This is a genomic window from Amycolatopsis sp. NBC_01286 (assembly GCF_035982555.1).
Classification (GTDB): domain Bacteria; phylum Actinomycetota; class Actinomycetes; order Mycobacteriales; family Pseudonocardiaceae; genus Amycolatopsis.
In genome coordinates this window covers 3,222,930-3,234,252 of the sequence record NZ_CP108428.1, presented here as the reverse complement: position 1 = coordinate 3,234,252, position 11,323 = coordinate 3,222,930, and the positions used below count along the sequence as shown (strand labels likewise).

9 protein-coding genes are annotated in these 11,323 nt (G+C 71.3%); 6 read left to right on the top strand and 3 right to left on the bottom strand.

What is annotated here, in order from left to right; translation table 11 throughout:
- Window positions 1-23 precede the first annotated feature (23 nt).
- Window positions 24-1,670, top strand: a complete 1,647-nt coding sequence (locus OG570_RS15735) for a DNA repair helicase XPB (protein WP_247058562.1) — start codon at window positions 24-26, stop codon at window positions 1,668-1,670.
- A 3-nt stretch (window positions 1,671-1,673) separates the two neighbouring features.
- On the opposite strand, the gene OG570_RS15730 is transcribed toward OG570_RS15735, so the two are convergent.
- Window positions 1,674-2,246 carry a DinB family protein gene (locus tag OG570_RS15730; protein ID WP_326957236.1) on the bottom strand — a complete coding sequence of 191 codons (573 nt, stop codon included), beginning with the start codon at window positions 2,244-2,246 and terminating at the stop codon, window positions 1,674-1,676.
- 233 nt (window positions 2,247-2,479) lie between these two features.
- Between OG570_RS15730 and OG570_RS15725 the strand changes: the two genes are divergently transcribed.
- Together OG570_RS15725 and OG570_RS15720 are read left to right on the top strand one after the other, a co-directional pair.
- Window positions 2,480-3,241: a DUF4253 domain-containing protein gene (locus OG570_RS15725; RefSeq protein ID WP_326957235.1), complete on the top strand. Its 762-nt coding sequence runs from the start codon at window positions 2,480-2,482 to the stop codon at window positions 3,239-3,241.
- Between the two features lie 271 nt (window positions 3,242-3,512).
- Window positions 3,513-4,370, top strand: coding sequence for a DUF72 domain-containing protein (locus OG570_RS15720; protein WP_326957233.1), 858 nt, complete (start codon window positions 3,513-3,515; stop codon window positions 4,368-4,370).
- Window positions 4,371-4,829: 459 nt separating this feature from the next.
- On the opposite strand, the gene OG570_RS15715 is transcribed toward OG570_RS15720, so the two are convergent.
- Entirely contained in the window at window positions 4,830-7,619 is a 2,790-nt protein-coding gene (locus OG570_RS15715) for an AfsR/SARP family transcriptional regulator (RefSeq protein WP_326957231.1), read from the bottom strand.
- 74 nt (window positions 7,620-7,693) lie between these two features.
- Between OG570_RS15715 and OG570_RS15710 the strand changes: the two genes are divergently transcribed.
- The 3 genes from OG570_RS15710 (at window position 7,694) to OG570_RS15700 (ending at window position 9,468) form a co-directional block, all read left to right on the top strand.
- A complete protein-coding gene (locus OG570_RS15710; RefSeq protein WP_326957228.1) occupies window positions 7,694-8,623 on the top strand; it encodes an o-succinylbenzoate synthase in 930 nt (309 codons plus the stop codon).
- Between the two features lie 123 nt (window positions 8,624-8,746).
- Window positions 8,747-8,962, top strand: coding sequence for a PspC domain-containing protein (locus tag OG570_RS15705; RefSeq protein ID WP_323324260.1), 216 nt, complete (start codon window positions 8,747-8,749; stop codon window positions 8,960-8,962).
- Window positions 8,963-9,135: 173 nt separating this feature from the next.
- A complete protein-coding gene (locus OG570_RS15700) occupies window positions 9,136-9,468 on the top strand; it encodes a hypothetical protein (RefSeq protein ID WP_326957223.1) in 333 nt (110 codons plus the stop codon).
- A gap of 56 nt (window positions 9,469-9,524) precedes the next feature.
- On the opposite strand, the gene groL is transcribed toward OG570_RS15700, so the two are convergent.
- Window positions 9,525-11,153 carry a chaperonin GroEL gene (gene groL, locus OG570_RS15695; RefSeq protein WP_326944734.1) on the bottom strand — a complete coding sequence of 543 codons (1,629 nt, stop codon included), beginning with the start codon at window positions 11,151-11,153 and terminating at the stop codon, window positions 9,525-9,527.
- Window positions 11,154-11,323: the final 170 nt, after the last annotated feature.

The window sequence follows — 11,323 nt, the reverse complement described above, 5'->3', positions numbered from 1 at the left end:
GCGAGGCACGTATAACAGTAGTTGTGACTGATGGCCCGCTGATCGTCCAGTCCGACAAGACCGTGCTCCTGGAGGTCGACAACCCCCAGGCCGACGACGCGCGCGTCGCGATCGCGCCGTTCGCCGAGCTCGAACGCGCCCCGGAGCACGTCCACACCTACCGGATCACGCCGCTGGCCTTGTGGAACGCCCGCGCCGCTGGCCACGACGCCGAGCAGGTCGTCGACGCGCTGACGACGTACTCGCGCTTCCCCGTGCCCCAGCCGCTGCTGATCGACGTCGTCGACGTGATGGGCCGCTTCGGGCGGCTGCAGATCGCCAACCACCCCGCGCACGGGCTGGTGATGTCCACCACCGACCGCGCGGTGCTCACCGAGGTCTCGCGCAACAAGAAGATCAGCCCGATGCTGGGCGCGAAGATCGACGACGACACCGTGCTCGTGCACCCGTCCGAACGCGGACGGCTCAAGCAGGCGCTGCTCAAGGTCGGCTGGCCGGCCGAGGACCTCGCCGGGTACGTCGACGGCGAAGCGCACCCGATCGCGCTCGACGAGACGGACTGGCAGCTGCGCGACTACCAGCGGATGGCCGCCGAGGCCTTCTGGGCGGGCGGCTCCGGCGTCGTCGTGCTCCCCTGCGGTGCCGGCAAGACGCTGGTCGGCGCGGCCGCGATGGCGAAGGCGCAGGCCACGACGCTGATCCTGGTGACGAACACCGTCGCCGGGCGGCAGTGGAAGCGCGAGCTCATCGCGCGGACGTCGCTGACCGAAGAGGAGATCGGCGAGTACTCCGGCGAGAAGAAGGAAGTCCGGCCGGTCACCATCGCGACCTACCAGGTGGTCACCCGCAAGACCAAGGGCGAGTACCGGCACCTGGAGCTGTTCGACTCGCGCGACTGGGGCCTGGTCGTCTACGACGAGGTCCACCTGCTGCCCGCGCCGGTGTTCCGGATGACCGCGGACCTGCAGTCGCGGCGTCGCCTCGGGTTGACGGCGACGCTGGTGCGCGAGGACGGCCGCGAGGGCGACGTCTTCTCGCTGATCGGGCCGAAGCGCTACGACGTGCCGTGGCGCGACATCGAGGCACAGGGCTGGATCGCGCCGGCGGAGTGCACCGAGGTCCGCGTGACGCTGACCGACGCCGAGCGCCTCGGCTACGCGACGGCCGAGGCCGACGAGCGCTACAAGCTGGCGGCGACGGCGATGACCAAGACACCGGTGATCAAGTCGATCGTCGCGAAGCACGCGGGCGAGCCGACCCTCGTCATCGGCGCCTACCTCGACCAGCTGGAGATGCTCGGCGACGAGCTCGACGCGCCGGTGATCCAGGGCTCCACCCGGAACAAGGAGCGCGAGGAGCTGTTCGACAAGTTCCGCCGCGGCGAGATCCGCACGCTCGTCGTGTCGAAGGTGGCGAACTTCTCGATCGACCTGCCCGAGGCGTCGGTGGCGATCCAGATCTCGGGCACGTTCGGCTCCCGGCAGGAGGAAGCCCAGCGGCTCGGCCGGCTCCTGCGGCCCAAGGGCGACGGGCGGCAGGCGCACTTCTACTCGATCGTCTCGCGCGACACGGTCGACACGGAGTACGCGGCGCACCGGCAGCGGTTCCTGGCGGAGCAGGGGTACGCCTACCACATCGTCGACGCGGACGACCTGCTCCGGCCGCTCTGACGCTCAGGGGGCGACCGGCGCGGCGGCCCGCGCCGCCCGGTCGACCTCCGCACACCGCGCCGCCCAGAACGCCTGGTCACGCCCGCTGTCCGCCGGCGGCGTGCCGTCCAGCTGCTCGCGCAGGACGTCGGCGTGCCCGGCGTGCCGGTTGGTCTCGGTGAGCACGTGCACCAGGACGTTGAACAGCTTGACGTGCGGCCGCGGCCACCAGGGCACGTGGCCGGGCGCGTCGACGGGCAGCGCCGCGATCGTCGCGTCGGAGTGCGCCCAGACACGCCGGTAGCGGCCGATGATCTCCTCGCGCGTCTCGTGCTCGGTCGCCCACATGTCGATACCGCGCCGCTCGAGGTCGTCCCACCGCGGGACGGCGTCGGGCGACGGCCGGCCGAAGACCTCGCCGAAGTACCGGGCCTCGCCCACCGCCAGGTGCTTGATCAGGCCGAGCAGGGTGGTCCCGGTCGCGGTCAGCGGGCGCCGGACGTCGTACTCGGACAGCCCGTCGAGCTTCCCGAGCATCTCCTCCCGGATCTCTCGCAGGTCGCTGTGCAGGTAGTCCTTCGCGAAGTCGTCGATCACGGGTTCCAGCTTGCACCAACGAGCGCACCTCGTGCTTTCGGCGATCGCGGCGTCCCCGTTCGGCCCAGCGGATCGTCACAGGAACAACTTTCGCCACAGACGTCTCACCCAGGCCCCTGACCTGCGCTTTTCCGGATTCACCCGAACGGATGAGCGGGCGCGACGCTGGAAATTGTCAGACCCTCGAACTACTGTTCGACGAGTACAGCCGAACACAAGTTCGAGGGGACGTCATGACGATCGCACCGCTCCGCCCCGGTACGCCCGCGCCGCCGGTCCAGACCCTGCCACCGGGGGCGTGGCACGGCCGGCTGTGGGTGTCCGACCTGCCACTGACCCGGCCCGAGCGTTATCTGGGCTGCGTGGCCGAGTTCGAGCGGTCCGGGCTGTGGCCGGTGTTGATCCCGCACGACCAGCGCTTCGCGGCCAACGGCGAGGACTGGATCGACGACCGCGGCCGGCTCGCCCCGGCCGGCCACCGGGTCGCCTCGGCCGACGCGTTGAGCGTGCTCGACCGCTGGTGGGACGGCTCCTGCTGTGACGGCGCCTGCCTGCGCCCCTTCAGCGCGAAGTTCCCCGGGCTGGCCAAGCGCAGCCCGCGCCGGTCCGACCCGCTGGCCGAGGCGGGCAACACGGGCTCGATCCTGGCCACCCGCGCCCCGCACCGGCTCGGCCTGGTCCAGACCGAGCGGCCCGCGGACATCCCGGCCCTGCTGGGCTGGACGGGCATGATCAAGTGCACCGACCAGGTCGCCGAGCTGTCTGCGGTACTGCGCAGCTGGGAAGAGCGGTTCGGGGCGACGCTGGTGGTGCTGGGCTTCGACGCGATCGAGCTGTCGGTGTCGGCCCCACCCCGCAACCAGGCGAGGGCGCTGTCGGTGGCGGCGGAGCACCGGGCGTTCAGCTTGCCGACGTTCGCGGCCCAGCCGGGCAACCTGCGCGAGTACGCGTCGGACCTGGTGCAGGCCCGGCACTGGAGGTTCTCCTGGGCGTGAAACCGAGCAGCGGCAACCGTTCCGGGCGTCTCGCCGCCGGATCCTCGTCGCCGCGGGCCGCGCGCCGCCCACTGCGTCCCGCGGCCCGCGGATGCGGCGCGGGTGCCCGGCGCGGGGCGGCGCGATGAGCAAGCGCGTCAAAGGCCCGGTGAGACGGCCGTCCGCGAAGTTGGGTCAGCTGTCCCGGCCGGCGGTCCACCGGTCCGGACGGTGGCCGCTCGGGCGCGTTTGGGCGCCCCGGCGAACGGGCATCACGCAGCGCGGGAAGGCGGTGAGAACGATCGCCGAAATCCGGATCGGGACATCGGGGTGGCGTTACCCGCCGTGGCGCGGTGACTTCTACCCGCCGGGCCTGGCGCAGCGCCGCGAGCTCGAGTACCTGTCGCGGCAGCTGAACGCGGTCGAGCTCAACGGCTCGTTCTACTCGCTGCAGCGCCCGGAGCGCTTCCGCGCGTGGTTCGACGAGACGCCGTCGGACTTCCTCTTCGCGGTGAAGGGCGGCCGCTTCATCACGCACATGAAGCAGCTGCGCGACGTCGAGACGTCGCTGGCCAACTTCTACGCGTCCGGCGTCCTCGCACTAGGCGCGAAGCTGGGGCCGTTCCTCTGGCAGCTACCACCGAGGCTCACGTTCGACCCGGACCGCCTCGCGAACTTCTTCGCCCTCCTCCCACGCACCACAACGGACGCGGCCGAGCTGGCGACGAAGCACGACGACAAGCTGAAAGCGAAGCCGTACTTGGAGGCAGGGGAACGAAGGCCGTTGCGGCACGCGCTGGAGGTCCGCCACCCGAGCTTCGCGGAGCCCGCGGCGAAGAAGCTGCTGCGGGACCACGGGATCGCCTTGGTGATCGCCGACACGGCAGGCAAGTGGCCGTTCCTGGAAGACCAGACCGCCGGCTTCACCTACGTCCGCCTGCACGGCGCCGAGGAGCTGTACGTCAGCGGCTACTCGGACCAGGCCCTGCGCGAGTGGGCGGCAAAGATCCGCACCTGGCACGACGACGGCAAGCGAGACGTCCACGTCTACTTCGACAACGACGCAAAAGTGGAGGCCCCACGCAACGCGCAGGCCCTGGCCGACATGCTGGGCGTCAAGCCCGCGAACAAGACAGTGAGTGGACAGTGAGCGCCCCGGTCTTGGATGACAAAGCGGGCGGGACCGCCTCGCGTGCCGCGACTGGGGGTCAGCACGCGAGCGGTCCGCCGCACGCGCACAGCCGCCCAGCTGACGCGACCGCCGGCACCATCGCGAACCACGCCGAGCAGGTCCTGCCGCGAGCAGCCACAACCCACGCCGCTCTCTGACCACTCGCCTCGCATGGCCTTCCGCACTCACAGGGCCCTCGCCAAGCAGCGCCTCCCACGCCCAGGCAGGAGCCCGGTCCCACCCGCAGAACTCGGGCTCGCAGTGGCCTCGCGCGCAGACCTGCACCGCCGTGGCCGAGGAGAACCCCACCGAGCAGGTGAAGCCGGCCAAGGACCCCGCGCAACGCATCGATAGCGCGCGGGCACCGCCGCCACCGGCCACCGAGCCGCTCTCGCAACACAGAGCCTCGCCCACCCGGCGACCCCTGCCGAAGGCGCCTCAGCTCGGAGTGCCCACCAGCGCTGCCAGCTTGGCGCGTACGTCGTCCGCGTCCGGGTGGCCCAGCTCTGTCAGCAAGCGCGCCGATCGGACCCAGCACTCCCGGGCCAGTGCCCCGTCTCCTTGCCTCAGGTGGATCGTGCCCAGCTGGGACAGCACGTCCGCGGCCTCGTAGTGCTCGCCCATGGTGAAGAACATTTCCACCGATTCGCTGATGCACGCGATGCCCTCGGCGAGCCGGCCCAGGCCGAGCAGGGCCAGGCCTCGTGTGTGCTGCGTGAACCGGGTGTCGACCGGGCTACCGTCCGGGCCCGGGATCGCCAGGGCCGCGTCGGCCAGTTCCAGGGCCTGCTCGTGGTCGCCCATCGATGTGCAGATGTCGCCCAGTGCCCGCAGCACGCTCGCCTCGAACGCGCCCATCCCCAGCTCGCGGACGATCTCCAGCGCCCGCATGCCGTGCTCGTACGCGCCGGTGTAGTCGGCCAGGTTGTGCGCCGCCAGCGCCAGGTTGTACTGCGCCCGCGCTTCGCCCTCCCGCGCGCCCAGTTCGCGCTGGATCGTCAGTACCCGTTCCAGGTAGTGCCGCGACTCGGCGTACTGCCGCACCACGCCGTTGACCACGCCGAGTCCACTGAGGATGCCCGCCTCGCCCGGCCGGTGGCCGCCGTCCCGCGCGGCTTCCAGTGCCACGCCGAACACCGCACGCCAGTCGTCCAGCCGCGAGCGCGTCCCGAAGTAACTCTGCAGCAGCCAGGCGAGCTTCCAGCAGACGTCGTCGCGCCGCCGGCGCCGCGCCAGGTGCACCGCGGCGATCAGGTTGCCGGCCTCTTCGTCGAACCAGTCGAGCGCGTCGTGGTACTCGGCGAACGCCAAGCCGTCGAGACCGGCCGGCTCCAGCAGCCGGTAGTAGCGCTCGGGCCGCATCCGCCGGGACGCGTTGAACGCCGTCGCCAGGTACCAGCCGAGCAGCCGGTCGAGCGCGGCGTCGCGCTCCTCCGCGGTGTCGACCTGCTCCGCGGCTTCGCCCGCGTACGCGCGGATCAGGTCGTGGAACTGGTAGCGGCCCGGCCGCGGCTGGGCGAGCAGGTGCGCGGCCGCCAGCGTCGTGAGCAGCGGCCGGGTCCGCGTCAGGTCCAGACCGGCGACGGCGGCCGCCGCGGGCACGCTGAAGTCGACGCCGGTGGACAGCCCGAGCAGTCGCAGCAACCGCGCCGCCGACGGCTCGAGTGCCTGGTAGGAGTAGGAAAACACCGAACGGATGTTGGTGCCGTCGCCGTCGGCGAGGTCGAACGAGCCGAGCAGGTCGTGCTCGCTTTCGAGGGAGTCGACGAACTCGTCGAGCGGCAGGCCGGGGAACTGCGCCGTCCGCACGGCGAGGATCCGGATCGCCAGCGGCAGCCCGCCGCAGTACCGCACGAACCGTTCGGTCGCCGCCGGGTCGCGCGCCACCCGCTCGAGGCCGATCGTGGACGCGAGCAGCTCGACCGCGTCCTCCGCGCCGAGCTCCGCCAGCGCGACGCGCCGGGCGCCGTGCGTCGCGACCAGCGCCCGCAGCTGCCAGCGGCTGGTGATCAGGACCAGGCAGCCCGGCCCCGGCAGCAGCGGCCGCACCTGTTCCGTGCGGTTGGCGTTGTCGAGGACGATCAGCAGCCGCCGCCCCGCGGTGTGCGTCCGCCAGCTCGCCGCGCGGCCGTCGAGGTCGGCCGGGATCTGCTCGCACGGGACGCCGAGCGCGGTGAGCATCGCCTCCAGCGCGGCCGCCGGCTCGACCGGCTCGCCGGGCCCGTACCCCCGCAGGTTGAGGTGGATCTGCCCGCCGGGGAAGCGGTCGGCGATCTCGTGCGCGAAGTGCACCGCGAGCGTCGTCTTGCCGATGCCGCCCATGCCTTCGACGGACGCGATGGGCGTCGACGCGTCGGCGTCGAGCGCCTCCGGCAGCAGCGCGTGCAACGCCTTGAGGTCGCTCTCGCGGCCGGCGAACGTCCGCGGGTCGGCGGGCAGCTGGTGCGGCACCAGCGGTTCGACGCCGAGGCGGTAGCGCGCGGGTTCGGCGGCGTCGGTGCCGGTGAGGATCGCCTGCCGGGTGCGCTGCAGCGACGGGCCGGGGTCCAGCCCGAGCTCGTCGGCCAGCACCCCGCTGATCCGGCGGTGGACGTCCAGCGCCTCGGCCTGACGGCCCGAGCGGTAGAGCGCGACCATCAGCTGTTCGTGCAGCCGCTCGCGCAGCGGGTTTTCCCTGGTCAGCCGGGTCAGTTCGGGGACGACAGTGCCGTATTCGCCGGCTTCGAGCAGCGCGTCGGCCCACAGTTCGCGCACACGCAGGCGTTCTTCGGCGAGCTGCCCGGCTTCGTCGCGGTGCAGCGCGTCGGACTCGACGTTCAGCAGCGCCGGGCCGCGCCACTGCGCCAGCGCGTCGGCGAAGTGCGCCGCCGCCTGCCGGCTCTCACCGCTGTCCAGCGCCGCCTGGCCCCGCGCGGCGAGCGCGCGGAACCGCGACAGGTCGAGCAGGTCGTCGTCGACCTCGATCAGGTAGCCGCCGCTCTCGGTGCGGATCGAGACCTGGTCGCCGAGGGCGCGGCGCAGGCGCAGCACGTACGTCTGGAGCGCGCCCTTGGACCGGCGGCGGTCGTCGTTCCACAGCCACCGGCCCAGCTCGTCGACCGGCACGACGCGGTTGGCGCGCAGCAGCAACCCGGCCAGCACGATCAGCGGCCGGCTCCCCCCGAGTGGCACCGGGCGGCCGTCGGCCGTGACCTCGGCCGGGCCCAGCAGGCGGAAATCGAGGACCACCGGCCCATTCTGTCCGGAAACGCGCTGATCGGCACCCGATCGCGAAACGCGGGACGGTGGCATGATCGACGTCGATGAAGGTGTACGCGATTCCCCTGCGCAACCGCTTCCGCGGCATCACGGTCCGTGAGGGCGTGCTGCTGCCCGGCCCGGCGGGCTGGGGCGAGTTCTGCCCGTTCGCCGACTACTCGGACGCCGAGAGCCTGCCGTGGCTGCACGCGGCCGTCGAAGCCAGTGAAACGGGCTGGCCGGCGCCGGTCCGCGACCGCGTCGAGGTGAACACGACGGTGCCGGTGGTCGACCCGGAGAAGGCGTACGAGCTGGTCAGCGCGTCCGGCTGCCGCACGGCCAAGGTGAAGGTCGCGGACCCCCGCTCGTCACTGGCCGACGACTGCGCCCGGGTGGAGGCGGTCCGCGACGCGCTCGGCCCGGGCGGCGCGATCCGCGTCGACGCCAACACGGCGTGGGACGTCGACACCGCGGTCCGCGCGATCGCCGACCTCGACAAGGCGGCCGGCGGCTTGGAGTACGCGGAACAGCCGTGCCCGACGATCGACGACCTCGCCGCGGTCCGCCGCCGGGTGTCGGTCCGCATCGCCGCGGACGAGTCGATCCGCCGCGCGGAGGACCCGCTGAAGGTCGCGGTCGCCGGCGCGGCGGACATCGCGGTGCTGAAGGTCTCCCCGCTGGGCGGCGTCCGCCGGGCGCTGGAAGTCGCCGAGGCGTGCGGCTTGCCGTGCGTGGTGTCGTCGGCGGTGGAGACGAGCGTCGGCCTGGCCGCGGGCCTGGCCCTGGCCGGCGCCCTCCCGGAGCTGGAGTTCGCGTGTGGCCTGGGCACGATCTCGTTGCTGGAAGGCGACGTCTGCGCGAACCCACTGTCCCCTGTGGACGGTTACCTCCCGGTCCTGCGCAAGCCCCCGGAGCCCACAGCGGCGTACGCGGCCTCGGCCGACGTCCAAGCGGCGTGGGAAGCCCGGCTGGCGAGGGTCCGCGGCCTGTCGTGAGTGTTTAGGGCGGTTCTAACCGCCCTAAACACTCACGACAGGGTGACCCCGAGGCCGAGTTCAGGGTCCGGATCCGGGCCCTTCCCGATGTGGACCGGGCCGCCGCCGGGCGAACATTGGTGCATGACGAACAGCGTGTACACCCCGGAAACCAAGAAGGTCCGCCGCAGCCGCACCGACAAGATGCTCACCGGCGTCTGCGGTGGCTGGTCCCAGTACCTCGGCATCGACGCGAACGTGCTGCGCATCGGGCTCGTCGCCGCCGTTTTCCTCTCCGTCGGAATCGCCATCCCGATCTACATCGCCGCCGCGATTCTGACGCCCGAAGAAGACTCCTGACCGGGGCGGGCGCCGGTTCGCAGGGGGAACCGGTGCCCGCCGGACGATCACGGGGTGTGCCACTGAACGGCCCGGACGCCAAGGGGACGTCCGGGCCGTTCGGCGTAGACCACTAAGCTGACCGGCCGAAATGCCCTCCGCGAACCCCGTTCGAGGGGTTAGGGTTCGCGGTCGTGGATCAAGGGAACACCGCCGGCCGGACGGCCGCGAAGGTCGTCGTCGGGGTCCTGGGTGGGCTCTACCTGCTCGCCGGACTGGGGCTGACCGCCTTCGCCGCCTTCTTCGCGCTCGCCTTCAACGACACCGGCAGCGCGAGCGTCACCAGGACCGTGCTCTACACCGCCGCGGCGGCGGCGATCTGGATCCTGCTCACCGGGATCGGCGCGATCGTCGTCGCACTGGAAGCGGAAGAAGCGAGCACCGCCTGGCTCGGGGGCCTCGGCGTGCTCGCGCTCGGCGTCGTGATCGTCGGCGCCTTCGCCATCTGGTTCTTCACCAAACCATAGCGACCAACGAAAAAGCCCGGCCCGCCGAAGCGGACCGGGCTCTTTTCAGGCGTGGCTCAGAAGTCCATGCCACCCATGCCACCGGACGGGTCGGCGGGAGCGGCCGAAGCCTTCTCCGGCTTGTCCGCCACGACGGCCTCGGTGGTCAGGAACAGCGCCGCGATGGACGCGGCGTTCTGCAGCGCGGAGCGGGTGACCTTCGTCGGGTCCGGCACGCCGGCGGCGAGCAGGTCCTCGTAGACACCCGTGGCGGCGTTCAGGCCGTGACCCTGCGGCAGACCCTTGACCTTCTCCACGACGACGCCGCCCTCGAGGCCGGCGTTGATCGCGATCTGCTTGAGCGGGGCCTCGACGGCCACCTTGACGATGTTGGCACCAGTGGCCTCGTCGCCCTCGAGCTTCAGACCGGCGAAGGCAGCCTCGGCAGCCTGGATGAGAGCGACGCCACCACCGGCGACGATGCCCTCTTCGACGGCGGCCTTGGCGTTGCGCACTGCATCCTCGATGCGGTGCTTGCGCTCCTTCAGCTCGACCTCGGTGGCGGCGCCGGCCTTGATGACGGCCACGCCGCCGGCCAGCTTCGCCAGACGCTCCTGGAGCTTCTCGCGGTCGTAGTCCGAGTCCGAGTTCTCGATCTCGGCGCGGATCTGGTTGACGCGACCCTGGATCTGGTCGGCGTCGCCCGCACCCTCGACGATGGTCGTCTCGTCCTTGGTGATGACGGCCTTGCGCGCCTTGCCCAGCAGCGACAGGTCGGCGTTCTCCAGCTTGAGGCCGACGTCCTCGCTGATGACCTGGCCACCGGTCAGGATCGCGATGTCCTGCAGGATCGCCTTGCGGCGGTCACCGAAGCCCGGGGCCTTGACGGCGACGGACTTGAAGGTGCCGCGCATCTTGTTGACGATGAGGGTGGCCAGGGCCTCGCCCTCGACGTCCTCGGCGATGATCAGCAGCGGCTTGCCGGACTGGATGACCTTCTCCAGCAGCGGCAGGACGTCCTTGACGGTGGAGATCTTGGAACCGAAGAGGAGGATGTAGGGGTCCTCCAGCTCGGCTTCCTGACGCTCCGGGTCCGTCACGAAGTAGCCCGAGATGTAGCCCTTGTCGAAGCGCATGCCCTCGGTGAGCTCGAGCTCGAGACCGAAGGTGTTGCTCTCCTCGACGGTGACGACGCCTTCCTTGCCGACCTTGTCCAGCGCCTCGGCGATCAGCTCGCCGATGGTGCGGTCAGCGGCCGAGATCGAGGCGGTAGCAGCGATCTGCTCCTTGGTCTCGATCTGGACGGCCATCTTGTGCAGCTGCTCGATGATGGCCTCGACGGCCGCTTCGATGCCGCGCTTCAGGCTGATCGGGTCGGCGCCGGCGGCAACGTTGCGCAGGCCTTCCTTGACCAGGGCCTGGGCGAGCACGGTGGCGGTGGTGGTGCCGTCACCCGCGACGTCGTCGGTCTTCTTGGCAACTTCCTTGACGAGCTCGGCCCCGATCTTCTCCCACGGGTCTTCGAGCTCGATCTCCTTGGCGATGGAGACGCCGTCGTTCGTGATCGTCGGCGCGCCCCACTTCTTCTCGAGCACGACGTTCCGGCCCCGCGGGCCGAGGGTCACCTTGACGGCTTCGGCGAGGATGTTCAAGCCGCGCTCAAGACCACGGCGGGCGTCCTCGTCGAACGCGATCAGTTTGGCCATTGCGGTGTGGTCCTCCGGTATTGGGCGCCACCGCCGCGCTGAATGCTTTGCAGCGGCGGCAGCAGGACTCTTCCTCGGCCAGGCTCGGTGCCCGCGACGGACGACTGCTCCCACGTGGGGGCTCAGCCTCACCGTCCCGACCTTCAAGCGCGCGATCGGTGACCGCGCGC